Source organism: Endobacterium cereale (assembly GCF_009617585.1).
Lineage (GTDB): Bacteria > Pseudomonadota > Alphaproteobacteria > Rhizobiales > Rhizobiaceae > Neorhizobium > Neorhizobium cereale.
On record NZ_WIXI01000049.1, the window covers coordinates 317,357 to 332,754 of the forward strand.

Below are 15,398 nucleotides of genomic sequence, written 5' to 3' on the forward strand. Positions count from 1 at the left end.
ATGCTGTCGCCCAACATCATCATGGCTTCCGAGGTCGAAGCCACCAAACCCTACGACAATGTCCGACCGGTCGAGCAGAAACTGAGTTCGTTCGAAACGCTCTGGGGCATCAGCGCGCTGCGCAAGGGGCTGCTCATCCTGGTTTTGGCTGTCATCTGGCAGGTCTACGCTTCCTATCTAGACAACCCGCTTCTGTTCCCGACGTTGAGCGACACGATCCTCACGCTGATCGACCGTTTTGCCGACGGCACGCTGCCGGCACGCATCTGGACGACATTGCAAATCCTCTTCATGGGCTATGTCGTCGGCACCCTGCTCGCGGCCCTTCTCACCGTGCTTGCCATCAACACCCGCATCGGCACCGATTTCCTCGAAACGATGACGGCGATGTTCAACCCGCTGCCGGCGATCTCGCTTCTGCCGCTGGCGCTGATCTGGTTCGGGCTCGGCGCATCCAGCCTCGTGTTCGTGCTGGTTCATTCGGTGCTCTGGGCTGTCGCCCTCAATACCCATTCCGGCTTTCTCGGCGTGTCGCGCACGCTGCGTATGGTCGGCGCCAATTACGGGCTCACCGGCATATCCTATGTGCTGCGCATCCTCGTGCCCGCCGCCTTTCCCTCCATCCTCACCGGCCTTAAGATCGGCTGGGCCTTTGCCTGGCGAACGCTGATCGCCGCAGAACTTGTCTTCGGTGTCTCTTCCGGACAGGGCGGCCTTGGCTGGTTCATTTTCGAAAACCGCAACCTTCTCGATATTCCGGCAGTGTTTGCCGGCCTTCTCACCGTCATCATCATCGGCCTGATCGTCGAAAATCTCGTCTTCCAGACGATCGAGCGCCACACAATCCAGAAATGGGGCATGAAGGAGTAGCCGTCGGCTGCTCCCTATCCCCGACGAGGTCATATCCATGTCCAACAGCAACCTGCCCAAAACCAAGAAACCCGAAGACCTGCGCAGCGCCCGCTGGTTCGCGCCCGACGACCTTCGTTCCTTCGGCCACCGCTCGCGCATGATGCAACTCGGATATTCGGAAGAAGAGTTTCGCGACAAGCCTGTCATCGGCGTGCTCGACACATGGTCCGAACTCAACACCTGCCACTCGCATTTCAAGGAACGCGTACAGGACGTCAAACGCGGCATCTTCCAAGCCGGCGGTTTTGCCGTGCAGATGCCGTCGCTGTCGCTGGATGAAAGCACGTTAAAGCCCACCTCCATGCTTTACCGCAACATGCTGGCCATGGAGACAGAAGAGATGATCCGCGCCCATCCGCTCGATGGCGTGGTGCTGATGGGCGGTTGCGACAAGACCACGCCCGGCCTGGTGATGGGTGCGATCTCGGCCGGCGTGCCGATGATCTATCTGCCGGCCGGCCCGATGCTGCGCGGCAATTATGCCGGCAAGATTCTGGGCTCCGGCTCAGACGGCTGGAAATATTGGGATGAACGCCGCGCCGGCAATATCACCGACGAGGAATGGCTGGGCGTCCAAGGCGGCATTGCCCGCTCGGCCGGCACCTGCATGACCATGGGCACCGCCTCGACCATGACGGCGATCGCAGATGCCATGGGCCTGACGCTGCCCGGCGCCTCCTCCATTCCGGCCGTCGACAGCAACCACCAGCGCATGGGATCGGATTGCGGCCGCCGCATCGTCGACATGGTCTGGGAGGATCTGACGCCAGACAGAGTCGTCACCGACGCCGCCTGCCGCAATGCCGCGATCGTCGCCATGGCCACCGGCTGTTCCACCAATGCCGTCGTGCATCTGATCGCCATGGCCCGCCGCGCCGGCGTTGACCTGACGCTTGATGATCTTGATGCGCTTGGCCGCGTCACGCCTCTGATCGCCAATGTCCGTCCTTCGGGAAAAGACTATCTGATGGAGGACTTTTTCTACGCCGGCGGCCTGCGCGCACTGATGAAACAGATGGAGGACCGACTCGACCTTTCGGTCATGACCGTCACCGGCCGCACGATGGGCGAAAATCTCGAAGGCGCAAAAGTCTATAACGACGACGTCATCCGCCCGCTCTCCAACCCGGTCTATCACGAGGGTTCGCTCGCCGTGGTGCGCGGCAATCTCTGCCCGAATGGTGGCGTCATCAAGCCTGCGGCCTGCGATCCAAAGTACCATGTGCACGAAGGTCCGGCCATGGTGTTCGACAGCTACCCCGAGATGAAGAAGGCGATCGACGATGAAAACCTCGATGTCACGCCCGATCATGTTCTGGTTCTGCGCAATGCCGGCCCGCTCGGCGGCCCCGGTTTTCCCGAATGGGGCATGTTGCCGATCCCGAAAGCGCTGATCAAAAAAGGCCACCGCGACATGCTGCGCATTTCCGATGCCCGCATGTCCGGCACGTCCTACGGCGCCTGCGTACTGCATGTCTCGCCGGAAAGTTTTATCGGCGGCCCGCTGGCGCTTCTGAAAAACGGCGACATCATCCGCCTCGATCTGCCCAATCGATCATTGGACATGCTGGTGAGCGACGAGGAACTGGCCCGCCGCAAGGCCGAATGGAAGGCACCGGAGCCGCGCTTCCAGCGTGGATATGGCTGGATGTTTTCCAAACACGTCACCCAGGCCGATCAGGGCTGCGATTTCGATTTTCTGGAAACCGGGTTCGGCAAGTCGGCCGGCGAACCGGACATCTATTGAGAGAGGACAAGACGATGAGCGACTACGTTCTGAGCGAAACAACCCGCGCAAAATTCAAGAAAATTTCCACTGCTTCTCTGGCAACCGCAATGTTCAAGCGCGGTTTGCGAAACCAGTTCATTCAGGGCGTCGTGCCGGTCGCGCCCAAGACGGAAACAATGGTGGGCCAAGCCTTCACGCTGCGCTACATCGTGGCGCGCGAGGATCGCAATCCGATCACCGTGTTCCGCAATGCCGATCATCCGCAGCGCGTTGCCATCGAAACCTGCCCGGCCGGCCATGTGCTTGTCATGGATAGCCGCAAGGACGCCCGTGCCGCCACGGCCGGCTCGATCCTGATTACGCGGCTGGCGCTTCGCGGTGCGGCCGGCGTCGTCACCGATGGCGGTTTTCGTGATGCGGCGGGTATCGGCGCGCTCGACATGCCGTCCTATCACGCCCGTCCATCGGCTCCGACCAACCTCACCCTGCACGAGGCGATCGATATCAACGTGCCGATCTCCTGCGGCGATGTCGCGGTGTTTCCGGGCGATGTTCTGGTCGGCGACAATGACGGCGTGATGGTCATTCCTGGCCACCTGGCCGAGGAACTGGCAGATGAATGCACGGCCATGGAAAGCTACGAGGATTTTGTGCTCGAACAGGTGAAAGCCGGAACGCCGATCATCGGGCTTTACCCGCAGACCAAGGATGAATTCCGCGACAAATACGAGGCATGGCGCAAGGCGAACGGTCGCTGACACCCTGATCTTTTTTCCGCACGAGCAGAAGAAGCGCATGACCCAACCCGGTCATGCGCTTTTTTCGTTTCCGGCCCGGGCGCTCCACCATAACTCTCGAAAAAGCTGCAATTCCAAGGCACTCACACGCCCGTCGAAATTTGCGCATATGCAAAGCATAATTTGTCATACTAATCGGCATGAAATATTGACATTCAAGCGTTTTTTAGTGGTATAAAGATTACAACATAAACGTGGTACGATTTCATGCTCGCCATTCTCGCAGACGATCTGACCGGCGCACTCGATAGTGCCGCCCCCTTTGCCGGGCGCGGCCTTCGCACCGAGGTGGCACTCGCCCGCGAAGCAATTGCCGGCATCGTCGAGGATCGACCGGACGTCATTTCCATCAACCTCAACACACGCGAAATCGGTGCGGATGAGGCACGCGAGACGACTGCAGCCGTGATGGCGCTGCTGCCGTCGGGCACACTTCTCTTCAAGAAGGTCGACTCCCGCCTCAAGGGCAATATCGTCGCCGAACTCGATGCCATTCCGTTTTCACGCGCCCTCGTCGCCCCCGCCATCCCGGAATTCGACCGCATCGTCGAAAATGGAGCCGTTTGCGGTTTCGGCATCGACACGCCGATCGTCATCGCGGCAAAGCTCGGCAGCCACGCCGCCCGCGCCCACACCCCGGACACCCGCTCGCCAGCCGACATGGATGCCGTGCTCGACGCCGCCCAGACGGACGGAACCGACCTCCTGATCGGCGCACGCGGCTTGGCCGAAGCGCTCGCCCGCCGCATGACCGCAGGACGCAACGCGCAGCCGGCGAAAATCTCGACGGGCCGCACCACTTTCGTGATCGGTTCGCGCGATCCGATCACACTTGCCCAGATCGACGCATTGCGCGCTGGCCATGATCTCGATTATCTGGCCGCACCGAATGGTGAACTCACCGAAACACCCGATACCGACGCCACATTGACGCTTGTGCAGGTCACACCGGGCACAAGCGAAATCAATCCGGTGCTCGCATCCGAGGCGCTGGCAGAAGGCCTCAAGGACAGTCTGTCCGGATACAACGGAACGCTGCTTCTGTCCGGCGGCGCCACAGCTGAGGCGGTGATGCGGGTGCTCGGCGTTTCCCGCTTCACCCTGCACGGCGAATGTCTTCCGGGCCTTGGCCTTGCCTCCAGCGAGGGGCGTTGCATCATTGCCAAATCGGGCGGCTTTGGTAAGCCGGACACATTGAAGACGATTGCGGACATGGTCCTGGGGAGGGCGATTTGAAGATGGGACTGGAAACGGGAACGCCTCGCAAGGGCTTGGCCGACATCGTGTTCGAACGCATGTTGCGCGCCATCAAATCCGGCGCCTACAAGCCGGACGAACGCCTGCCGACAGAACATGATCTCGCCGCCGAATTCGAAGTGTCGCGCCCTGTCATTCGGGAGGCGCTGAAACGCCTGCGTGACCAGAGCCTGATCTATTCCCGTCGCGGCGCCGGCAGCTTTGTGCGCTCGACGGGCCTTAGAAATCCGCTCGGTTTCGGCCAGCTGGAAAACGTCGCCGACCTTTTGAACTGTTACGAATTCCGCCTGACGCTGGAACCGGCAGCCGCCGCTGCCGCCGCCACTCGCCACGATGCCGACAGCCTGAAGGCGATCCGGCAGGCGCTGGAATTGCTGCGCGATGCCACCAACCGCCAGTCACACCGCGAAGACGCCGATTTCCAGTTTCATCTGGCCATCGCCCGCGCCGCCCAGAACAACTATTTTTCCACCGCCATGGAAGCGCTGAAAGATCACATCGCAGTCGGCATGAAGTTTCACGGTGCCTCGATCAAACGCGAAGCATCAGGCCTCACGCGGGTGTTCGGCGAGCATGAAGCGATCGCGTCGGCCATCGCCAACCGTGACGAAGACGAAGCGCGAAAGCTGATGCTGGAGCATTTGAAAGGCTCGCGCGAACGGCTGTTCCAGTCGTCGCACCAGTAGCTCTCAGGCACCGCCCAGCCAGGCTGTTTTCGAAACATCGTTGCTCTCCGGCGGCAGAAACGGTATCTGGCGGCATGCAGCCCGTATCGATGAGAGCGATATGAGCGCTACGTGCATCCTTTACAAAAAATGGCAGAAGACCGATGGCTCGCAAGATCAGAGAAGATTTCTCGTCGTCGCAGGAAGAGCAGGAGCCGACGCTTTGCCCCCTGTGCGAACGGATGATCCCGGTTGGCGATGAAGACGCCCATCACCTTGTTCCGAAAAGCAAGGGCGGCAAGCAGACCGTTCTGCTGCATAAGGTCTGCCATGACCAGATTCATGCCGTCTTCACCAATGCGCAGCTCGCCAAGACATTTTCGACGATCGAGGCCATCCTCGACAACCCCGACATCCAGAAATTCGTTTCCTGGGTAAAAAGCAAGCCTGCCGGCTTCTCCGGCTCGGCAAAGGAATCGCAGCAGGGCCGAGGACGGCGATAAGAGACGTCGTCCAGCCCCAAGCATGTGAAAACCGGGGCGAAGGCCTGTTCGGCCTAGATGCAAAAAAGGCGGCACGATCGCTCGCACCGCCTCCTTCCTCCAAACCAGCATCTTCAGAAGCTGGCCCGGCAAATCCCCAAAACATCCTCGACGCTCATATCCACCGGATTATTTTCCATCAGTCGGCGGATCGCATGCACGTCGGCGGCATCACGCGAACGACTTCTTCAGCGTCGCATAAATAGCCACTCCCATGTCAGCTTCGGCCCTGCGTATACCCTCATGGGCTAAATGGACGCGTCAAAAGAAACCTGCAGTCTATCGACCCGTAGCTTGATCTTCCTGCCATCAAGGTACTCGAGTCCTGACAAAATTTCGTCAGAAATCCGCAAGTCCCCGACATGCAGCACCTCACCCCGAAGCGTGCCGGTTACCGAATATCCCCATGCGTCATCGATGGAAACAATCTCCTCGGCAACATCATCTCCGACTTCGCTCATCTCCCAGTCATCTCCAACCTCATCGAAGAAGAAGAAACCGAGGTCGGCGGGATAGCGCTTCCCGGCTTCAATCGGCTCATGGCACCAGACCATAAAACACGACAACACATGTCGGCCAATTTTCAGCGTAACATTCTCTTCGACGTCATTGTCGATCTCAATGACTTCTGCGTCTTGAGTCATCCCGCATGCCCCTGCGATTATCGGTAGACTGACCCTTCCCACAGCCTGCACACACTCGCAAATGCAAAAAGGCGGCACGATCGCTCGCACCGCCTCCCTCCTCCAAAACCAGCATCCTCAGAAGCTGGCCCGGTAAATCGCGAGCACATCCTCGACGCTCATATCGGCTGGATTGTGATCCATCAGCCGGCGAATAGCATGCGCATCAGCGGCAAAGCGCGGCAAGTCCGCTTCTGTCGCACCGTGCTTGGCAAGCGACATCTCAATGCCGAGATCGGCACAGAAACGATGCGCCGCACCGCTCAAATCCGCCTGCGACAATCCCTTGCCGAGACCAAGTGCTTCCGCCACTTCCGCCGTCTTGTCAGGCACGACCGGCTGGTTGAAGGCCAGAACATGCGGGAACACGATGGCATTGGCGAGCCCGTGCGGCAGATGCAGGAGCGTGCCGAGCGGATAGGCGATGGCATGACCCGCCGCCGTATTGACCGGCCCGAGGCAGATGCCGCCGTAATAGGAGGCGAGCATCATGCCCTCACGGGCTTCCCGGTCCGATCCATCCTTTACGGCGCGGGCCAAAAATTTGCCGACGAGATGAAAACCCATGCGGGCAAACCCGTCGATCATCGGATGCGCGCGTTTGCTGGTAAACGCCTCGACGCAATGCGCCATGGCATCCACGCCGGTCGCGGCAGTCACAGCCGATGGCACCGAATAGGTCAGTTCCGGGTCGAGCACAGCGAGATCGGCAATCAGATGCGGGCTTTCGACAGCGATCTTGGCTCCGGAAACCGGGTCGGTGATCAGCGAGCGGATACCGGCTTCCGAACCGGTGCCGGCCGTCGTCGCCACCTGCGCCAGCCGCGTGTTTCTACCGGCAACCTTGTTGGGACCGGCAACATCGGCAAGCACCTGTTCGCCATCCCAGAGCGCTGCCACCAGCTTGGCGACGTCCATGACGGAACCACCGCCGAGACCGACGACGAGATCGGGCTTGGCCGCGCGGGCAGCAGCCAGCGCCGCATTGAGCGTGGCGATTTCCGGCTCGCCGGGAATGGCGTCAAACAGAGAAACCTTGCCCGGCAGTTTCAGGCGATCGACAAAACCGGCGGTGATCGGCGTTGCAATCACCAGCGTCGAGGCAACGTCGCCGGCCCAGTTACCGACTTCACCGACAGTGCCGGCGCCGACAATCAGCCGCTTTGGCTGATGCAGGATGATGACGGGAGCGCTGCTCATGCCTTGCCCCCCTTACCGCCGGTCACCAGCTTGCGGGCATAGGCGATCGCCTCCAGCATATTGCCGTGGTTGGCGATGCCCTTGCCGGCAATGTCGAAGGCCGTACCATGGTCGACCGACGTGCGGTCGATCGGCAGATCGACGGAGACGTTGACGGCCGTATCGAAGGCAACGAGCTTGATCGGGATATGGCCCTGATCGTGATACTGCGCGACAACCAGATCGAAGGCACCCGAATAGGCGCGGTGGAACACGGTGTCGGCCGAGATCGGGCCATAGGCATCAATGCCTTCGGCCCGCGCGGCGGCAACGGCCGGGGCGATCTGGTCATCGTCTTCGGTGCCGAAAAGGCCGTTTTCGCCGCAATGGGGGTTGATGCCCGCAATCGCGATACGCGGCGCGGCATAACCGGTGCGCTTCAGGTGGTCGTTGCCGGCCTTGATCGTTGCCAGAACCCGTTCGGTGGTGGCGCGGCGGATGGCCTCCTGCAGCGAAACGTGGGTGGAAACGTGGATGACCTTCAGCTTTTCCGAGGCCAGCAGCATATAGGCAGCCGCCGATTTCGTCAGGCTGCGGAGCATGCCGGTATGGCCGTCGTAATGATGGCCGGCGAGGTTGAGCGCTTCCTTGTTGATCGGCGCGGTGACGACGCAACCGATCACGCCCGCTTCGGCATCGCGCACCGCCTTTTCGATAAAGCGGAAGGCCGCATCACCGGCAACCGGCGACAGCGTGCCCCATGGCAGCGGCGCACCTTCGATCGGCAGATCGACGACGTAGGGCGTCAGATCGATGTCAACGTTGAGCGCTTTGCGGGCGGCTTCCAGCGTCGGCAGATTGCCGTAGATGCGGGTATTGGCGCGGTCTGCGTCGCCCATTTCGGCCAGCGCCCGAACCGTGATTTCCGGTCCGACGCCGCACGGGTCACCCATGGTGATGCCGATGATATTGCTCATGATTATTCTCCCACTGCGGTGCTGGCCCAGCCCGGTGCCAGACGAACATATTTAATAGTGCGCCTGTAATAGGTGTAGGCGATGTGAAGACTGCCGTCGGTGCCTTCCAGCAGCCACGGATAGGACATTTCCTTGTTGTGACCGTCGATGGAATTGTTCGACAGGCAGGTGCCCGGACCATCCTCGATGACGATCCGTTGCGAAAAGCTTTTTGCTCCGTCATCGGAAATGCAGACGGCAACCGGCGCACGCGGCACGCCCCAAATCGGCACGCAGCCGCCATCCGGGTTTGCATCCGGCCGATCGTCATCCTCGCCCAGCTCGTCGTAAAGCGATGCGCGGCGGTCGCTCGACATTTCCGCATTCACTGGATTGCAGATCATCGCGATACGACCGTCTTTCAGCGTGATCGCGGCAACGGAAGAGTTGTTATTGGGCACATCCGTCGCCTGCGGCACAGCCCATGTGCGGCCGCCATCAGCGCTCTCGGTACGATAGACGAAATCCGCCTGACGACGGCGAAACACCGCCACCAGCTTGTCACCGCCGAGCGAGACCGGGCCCATATGCACACAGCCGGTCGACTGGTCGAGATCTTCGAGAACCCAGGTCTTGCCGCTATCCTTCGAGATGCCGACAGCAGCACGATCATGGCTGCCGTTCCATTTCTGGCCCGGACGCTGGATGCAGCGAAAGATCGGCAGAAGCCATGCGCCATCTTCCCGCACGGTCAGCGGCGCGCGAACAAAACAGCCGCGCGGCAGGTCGAGATAATCTCCTTCGCCCGCCGTCAGTTTTGTCGGATCGCCGGCATCGCGCGAAATTTCCGCCATGCGGATCCGGCATTCGTCCTGATTGCCGGACGGCTGCGAGGTATGGAACAGGATCAGCTTTCCGCTAGGCGCGGCAAACAGAACCGGGTTCTGTTCGGAATGCTTTGGGTCAAAACTCAGACGCTGCGGTTCGCCCCACTGGTCTGAACCGTCGGCGAGAACAGACGCGAAGACGGAAATGTCCGACTTGCCTTCCAGCGTGCCGCCGAACCAGGCGCAGATCAACGCGCCGTCATCGGCCAGATGCAGGAAGGATGCATGGTTCTGGATCATCGGCGAGGCAAGCATTGCCTCATGTCGTCCGGGGCCAACGGCTTTCACCGTGCCGTTCATGACGGTTGCAATCTGTTCAGGCGTCATCAGGGTCTCCTCTTATCTCCATGAAAATCACCCAAATAACAAAGTTGTCAAGTTTGAAAAATTTGCCAATTTGCCATTGACGATCACATTACCAGACACATGTTGTTGAAATTAAATCGTTTTATGAAAGGCAAATTTGTACAAATTGACACTTCCGAATATTTAATTTGACAAACTTGCAAAGAAATCCGATGGTCTCGGCCAGCTCAACAGGCGCCGATCAAGGGACGGAGGCATCCCGGTCGAAGCAAAGGGCCAAGGAGGAATGCCTTCAGACCGCGCAAGTAAGAACAGCCGGCGCGTCATGAACAGCAAGCGGTGCACGTTTGCACCCAGAGGGAGGAGAATGACATGAAGACTTCGAAATTGCTTGGAGCCCTGCTGGGGTCCGTTCTCGCACTCGGCACCGGCATCGCGCCGGTTCAGGCCGCGTCGACAGATATCAAGATCGTCCTGCCGGAAGAGGCCGACCTGCTCGAGCCCTGCATGGCGACCCGTTCCAATATCGGCCGCGTCATCATGGAAAATGTCAGCGAAACGCTGACCGAACTCGACGTGCGCGGCAAAGAGGGTGTCATGCCTCGCCTCGCTGAAAAATGGGAACAGACCGGCGATGGCGCCTGGCGTTTCCATCTGCGTCAGGGCGTCAAGTTCTCCGACGGCAAGGCGTTCGGCGCCAAGGATGTCAAATATTCGTTCGACCGCATTTTCAGCGACAAGAACATCTGCGAATCCCGCCGTTATTTCGGTGGCATGAAGTTCGACGTGAAGGTGGTTGACGAAAACACCATCGATTTCAAGGTCGACCCGGTTCAGCCGATCCTGCCGCTGCTGCTGTCGCTGGTCACCATCGTTCCGGAAGGCACGCCGCTGGAATTCGTGCGCGAGCCGATCGGCACCGGCCCTTACAAGCTGTCCAACTGGACGCCGGGCCAGCAGATCGTTCTCGATGCCCGTGATGATTATTGGGGCAAGAAGCCTGCCGTCACCAAGGCAACCTATCTGTTCCGTTCCGATCCGGCCGTTCGCGCCGCCATGGTTCAGGCCGGCGAAGCAGATCTCGCACCGTCGATCTCGCAGGTCGAGGCCACCAACGAAAAGACCGACTTCTCCTATCTCGACAGCGAAACCGTCTATCTGCGTATCGATGGCAATATCGCACCGCTCAACGACGTCCGCGTCCGCAAGGCGCTGAACCTGGCCATCGACCGTCAGGCCTTCATCGGCACGCTGGTTCCGCAGGATGCCGTTCTCGCCACCGCTCTGGTGCCGCCGACCACACTCGGCTGGAACCCGGACGTCAAGGTACCGGCTTACGATCCGGATCAGGCCAAAAAACTGCTCGAAGAAGCAAAGGCTGCAGGCGTTCCGGTCGACACCCCGATCACCGTTGTTGCCCGCACGGCCAACTTCCCGAACGTGACGGAAATCATGGAAGCCATCCAGGCGCAGTTGCAGGATGTCGGCTTCAAGATCGACCTGAAATTCGTCGAAGTCGCCGAACACGAGGTCTATTATTCGAAGCCGTTCAAGGAAGGCCGCGGCCCGACGATCGTCGCTGCCATGCACGACAACTCCAAGGGTGACCCGTCCTTCACCATGTTCTTCAAGTATGACTCGAAGGGCACGCAGTCCGGTTACGCCGATCCGAAGGTCGATGACCTGATCGCTCGCGCCTCTGCCGCCACCGGTGACGAACGTGCAAAACTGTGGTCGCAGCTGATCGCTTACGTCCACGATGATCTGGTCGCCGACGTCGCCCTCTTCCACATGGTCGGTTATTCGCGCGTCTCTGAACGTCTGGACTTCAAGCCCAGCATCGCCACCAACTCCATGCTGCAGCTCTCCGAGATCGGCATCAAGAAGTAACCACCCCAACCTCAGAAGCGATCCCGCACCACAAGCGCCGGGATCGCCCCAATCGAAGCGAAATGGGCGGCGGCTGCGTCGCCGTCCATTCCAGCAATCGAGGTCACCATGCTCAGTTTCATCCGCAAGCGCGCCTTTGCCAGCCTCATCTCCCTTATCGGGTTGCTGGTCATGGTGTTCTTCCTGTCGCGCCTGACGGGCGACCCGGCATCGCTCTTCCTTCCCGTCGAAGCTTCCGCCGAAATGAAGGCCGAGTTCCGCGCCCTTCATGGTCTCGACCAGCCGCTGCTCGTGCAGTTCGGTCAATATGTCGGCAACGTTCTGACCGGCGATCTCGGCGAGAGCTTGCGCAAGGCCCGCCCTGCCCTTGATGTCGTGCTCGAAGCCTTCACATGGACACTCTGGCTCGCCGTCATCACCATGACGCTGGTCACGGTCTGCGCCATCGTCGTCGGCTCGCTCGCCGCCTTCCGCACCGGCGGTTTCTTCGACCGCTTTTCCTCGATGGTCTCGCTGATCGGCGCATCCGTCCCGGATTTCTGGCTCGCCATCGTCGCCATCGTCGTCTTCGCTATCCAGCTCTCATGGTTGCCGACTTCGGGCACCGGCTCGCTGTCACACTGGATCCTGCCAATCTGCGTGTTGTTCGTGCGCCCCTTCGGCATCATCGTTCAGGTTGTGCGCGGCTCGATGATTTCGGCGCTGTCGTCGGCCTATGTAAAAACGGCCCGTGCGAAGGGCGTCAAATCCGGCCCGATCATTTTTGTCCACGCCCTGCGCAATGCCATGCTGCCGGTCATCACCGTCATCGGCGACCAGGCCGCAAGCCTCCTCAACGGTGCCGTCGTCATCGAAACCATCTTTGGTTTCCCCGGCGTCGGCAAGCTGATGATCGACAGCATCCTGCAGCGTGACTTCAACGTCGTGCTGGCGGCGATCCTCGTCACCGCTTTCGCCATCTTCCTCATGAACCTCGTGATCGACCTTGCTTACGCGCTTCTCGATCCACGCATCCGCTACTGAGGAACGATATGACCATGGCCATTCAATCCACACCCGCCCCCAACCCTAAAGAAACCATCGCGGAAGAACCGAGCGCTCTGGTGCGCATGGGTCGCATGCTCTGGGCCGACAAGTTCGCCCTCTGTGCCGCGATCTTCCTCGTCTTCGTCATCGTCATGGCGATCATCGGCCCGACTTTGCTCGATGATCTCGCCACCAAGCAGAATCTTCGCGGCCGCAACCTCGCGCCCTTCATGTTCGACCGCGAATGGTTCATGTGGCTCGGCGCCGATGCGCTCGGCCGCCCGCTCTGGCCGCGCATCATCGTCGCCACCCAGAACACCATCATGGTCGCTGCCGGCGCCGTGCTGATCTCGGCCATCATCGGCACCCTGCTCGGTCTGATCGCCGGTTTTGCATCGGAACGCACCAGCCAGATCATCATGCGTCTCGCCGACGTCATCATGTCCTTCCCGTCGCTGCTGGTCGCGGTGATCGTGCTCTACATTCTCGGTTCGTCCATCATGAACCTCATGCTGGTCCTGTCGATCACCCGTATCCCGGTCTACCTTCGAACCACCCGCGCGGAAGTGCTGGAAATCAAAAGCCGCATGTTCGTGCAGGCCGCCAAGGTCATGGGCGCATCATCGAAGCGCATCCTGTTCCGCCACATCCTGCCGGTGGTGCTGCCGACGCTGACAACGCTTGCCACGCTCGATTTCGCCTATGTCATGCTGGCGGAAAGCGCCCTCTCCTTCCTCGGCATCGGCATCCAGCCGCCGGAAATCACCTGGGGCCTGATGATTTCTCAGGGCCGTCAGTACCTCACCAATGCCTGGTGGCTGTCCTTCTGGCCGGGTCTGGCGATCATCTTGACCACGCTCTCGCTCAACCTTCTGTCCAACTGGCTGCGTATCGCGCTCGACCCCGTCCAGCGCTGGCGCCTGGAAATGAAAGGACCGAAAAATGGCTGATCATCTTCTCGAAGTCCGCAACCTCTCGGTCGATTTTCACACCGCAACCGGCACCGTTCACGCCGTGCGCGACATCTCCTATTATCTCGACCGTGGCGAAACGCTCGCCATCCTCGGCGAGAGCGGTTCCGGCAAGTCGGTATCGTCGTCTGCGATCATGAACCTGATCGACATGCCGCCCGGAAAAATCGCCTCGGGCGAAATCCTGCTCGACGGCAAGGACCTGTTCAAGATGAGCAACGAGGCCCGCCGGGAAGTGAACGGCCGTCGCATCGCCATGATCTTTCAGGACCCGCTCAGCCATTTGAACCCGGTTTACACCGTCGGCTGGCAAATGCGTGAGGCGCTCAAAACCCACGGCAAGGGCAATACTGAAGCTCAGGCCGAAGCATTGCGCCTGTTCAAGCGCGTCGCCCTGCCCGATCCGGAACGGTCGCTCGACAAATATCCGCACGAATTTTCCGGCGGCCAGCGCCAACGTGTCATGATCGCCATGGCGCTCGCGCTCAAGCCTGACCTGCTGATCGCCGACGAACCGACGACCGCTCTCGACGTGACGGTGCAGGCGGAAGTGCTGAACCTGCTGAAGGAACTGCAGCGCGAAACCGGCATGGGCGTGCTGATCATCACCCACGATCTCGGCGTCGTCTCCGAAGTCGCCGACCGCGTCGTCGTCATGGAAAAAGGCCAGCTGGTCGAAAGCGGCACGGTGCGCGAGGTCTATCACAACCCGCAGCACGCCTATACGAAAAAGCTGATTGCCGCCGCCCCCGGCAAGGGCGACATGCACGAACCGGAAGCAACCGGCGACGCCATCCTCAGCGTCAAGGATGCCCGCAAGTTTTACGGCGGTTTCGAAGCCCTGAAGGGCGTGTCCTTCGACCTGAAGGCCGGTGAAACCGTCGCCGTCGTCGGCGAAAGTGGCTCCGGCAAATCCACCCTTGCCCGTATCCTGCTGCGTCTGGAAGAGGCCGATGGCGGCACCGCCAAGTGGAAGGGAAAAGACCTTTTCACCATGTCGCCGGGTGACCTGTTCAAGCTACGTCGCGATCTGCAGATGGTGTTTCAGGACCCGACCCAGTCGCTCAACCCGCGCATGACGGTATATCAGCTGATTTCCGAGGCCTGGGTCATCCACCCGGAAATCCTGCCCAAGGCCAAATGGCGCGAACGCGTGACCGAACTGCTCGGTCAGGTCGGTCTTTCGCCGGAACATATGGGCCGTTACCCGCACCAGTTTTCCGGCGGCCAGCGTCAGCGTATCGCCATTGCCCGCGCGCTTGCGCTCGAACCGCAGCTGATCGTCTGCGACGAGGCCGTCTCGGCGCTCGACGTTTCGGTTCAGGCGCAGGTGATCACACTGCTCGACAAGCTGCGCAAGGAAATGGGCATCGCCTTCATCTTCATCGCCCACGACCTGCCGCTGGTGCGCGATTTCGCCGATTACGTGATGGTCATGCAGAAGGGTGAAGTGGTCGAATTCGGCACCGTCGCCCAGGTCTTCGACAACCCGCAAAAGCCCTACACGCAGGCCCTTCTCGCCGCCAGCCTCGATCCCGACCCGGATGTGCAGGCGGCAAACCGCAATGCGCGTCTGGCAACAGCATCCTGATTTGATT

General features: G+C 60.4%; 14 protein-coding genes. 10 read left to right on the forward strand and 4 right to left on the reverse strand.

The window, feature by feature from the left end:
• From GAO09_RS23395 to GAO09_RS23420, 6 genes are all read left to right on the forward strand, one after another.
• The gene (locus GAO09_RS23395; protein ID WP_153358254.1) at positions 1-870 is read left to right on the forward strand and encodes an ABC transporter permease; all 870 of its coding nucleotides are present in this window, start codon (positions 1-3) and stop codon (positions 868-870) included.
• A 37-nt stretch (positions 871-907) separates the two neighbouring features.
• A complete protein-coding gene (gene araD / locus GAO09_RS23400) occupies positions 908-2,659 on the forward strand; it encodes an L-arabinonate dehydratase (protein ID WP_153358256.1) in 1,752 nt (583 codons plus the stop codon).
• A 14-nt stretch (positions 2,660-2,673) separates the two neighbouring features.
• Positions 2,674-3,399, forward strand: coding sequence for a ribonuclease activity regulator RraA (locus GAO09_RS23405; RefSeq protein ID WP_153358258.1), 726 nt, complete (start codon positions 2,674-2,676; stop codon positions 3,397-3,399).
• 246 nt (positions 3,400-3,645) lie between these two features.
• On the forward strand, positions 3,646-4,674 hold the full coding sequence (locus tag GAO09_RS23410; protein ID WP_153358260.1) for a four-carbon acid sugar kinase family protein: 1,029 nt from the start codon (positions 3,646-3,648) through the stop codon (positions 4,672-4,674).
• 2 nt (positions 4,675-4,676) lie between these two features.
• A complete protein-coding gene (locus tag GAO09_RS23415) occupies positions 4,677-5,381 on the forward strand; it encodes a FadR/GntR family transcriptional regulator (protein ID WP_153358357.1) in 705 nt (234 codons plus the stop codon).
• 143 nt (positions 5,382-5,524) lie between these two features.
• Positions 5,525-5,863 (forward strand): HNH endonuclease, encoded by a 339-nt coding sequence (locus GAO09_RS23420; protein WP_153358262.1) that lies wholly within the window; start codon positions 5,525-5,527, stop codon positions 5,861-5,863.
• Positions 5,864-6,150: 287 nt separating this feature from the next.
• Here GAO09_RS23420 and GAO09_RS23425 read toward each other — a convergent pair whose 3' ends face one another.
• From GAO09_RS23425 to GAO09_RS23440, 4 genes are all read right to left on the reverse strand, one after another.
• Positions 6,151-6,546 carry a hypothetical protein gene (locus tag GAO09_RS23425; protein ID WP_153358264.1) on the reverse strand — a complete coding sequence of 132 codons (396 nt, stop codon included), beginning with the start codon at positions 6,544-6,546 and terminating at the stop codon, positions 6,151-6,153.
• 117 nt (positions 6,547-6,663) lie between these two features.
• Positions 6,664-7,785, reverse strand: a complete 1,122-nt coding sequence (locus GAO09_RS23430; protein ID WP_153358266.1) for an iron-containing alcohol dehydrogenase — start codon at positions 7,783-7,785, stop codon at positions 6,664-6,666.
• Positions 7,782-8,741 (reverse strand): 4-hydroxythreonine-4-phosphate dehydrogenase PdxA, encoded by a 960-nt coding sequence (gene pdxA / locus GAO09_RS23435; protein ID WP_153358268.1) that lies wholly within the window; start codon positions 8,739-8,741, stop codon positions 7,782-7,784. Before pdxA ends, GAO09_RS23430 begins: the two co-directional genes overlap by 4 nt.
• A 2-nt stretch (positions 8,742-8,743) precedes the next feature.
• The gene (locus GAO09_RS23440) at positions 8,744-9,934 is read right to left on the reverse strand and encodes a sialidase family protein (RefSeq protein WP_153358270.1); all 1,191 of its coding nucleotides are present in this window, start codon (positions 9,932-9,934) and stop codon (positions 8,744-8,746) included.
• Positions 9,935-10,285: 351 nt separating this feature from the next.
• Between GAO09_RS23440 and GAO09_RS23445 the strand changes: the two genes are divergently transcribed.
• The 4 genes from GAO09_RS23445 (at position 10,286) to GAO09_RS23460 (ending at position 15,391) form a co-directional block, all read left to right on the forward strand.
• Positions 10,286-11,803: an ABC transporter substrate-binding protein gene (locus GAO09_RS23445; RefSeq protein ID WP_153358272.1), complete on the forward strand. Its 1,518-nt coding sequence runs from the start codon at positions 10,286-10,288 to the stop codon at positions 11,801-11,803.
• A gap of 108 nt (positions 11,804-11,911) precedes the next feature.
• Positions 11,912-12,826: an ABC transporter permease gene (locus tag GAO09_RS23450; protein ID WP_153358274.1), complete on the forward strand. Its 915-nt coding sequence runs from the start codon at positions 11,912-11,914 to the stop codon at positions 12,824-12,826.
• A 14-nt stretch (positions 12,827-12,840) separates the two neighbouring features.
• Complete coding sequence (locus GAO09_RS23455) at positions 12,841-13,779, forward strand: ABC transporter permease (RefSeq protein WP_153358276.1); 939 nt, start codon at positions 12,841-12,843, stop codon at positions 13,777-13,779.
• Positions 13,772-15,391, forward strand: a complete 1,620-nt coding sequence (locus GAO09_RS23460) for an ABC transporter ATP-binding protein (protein ID WP_153358278.1) — start codon at positions 13,772-13,774, stop codon at positions 15,389-15,391. The genes GAO09_RS23455 and GAO09_RS23460 overlap by 8 nt, the downstream gene beginning before the upstream one ends.
• The last annotated feature ends 7 nt before the right edge of the window (positions 15,392-15,398 follow it).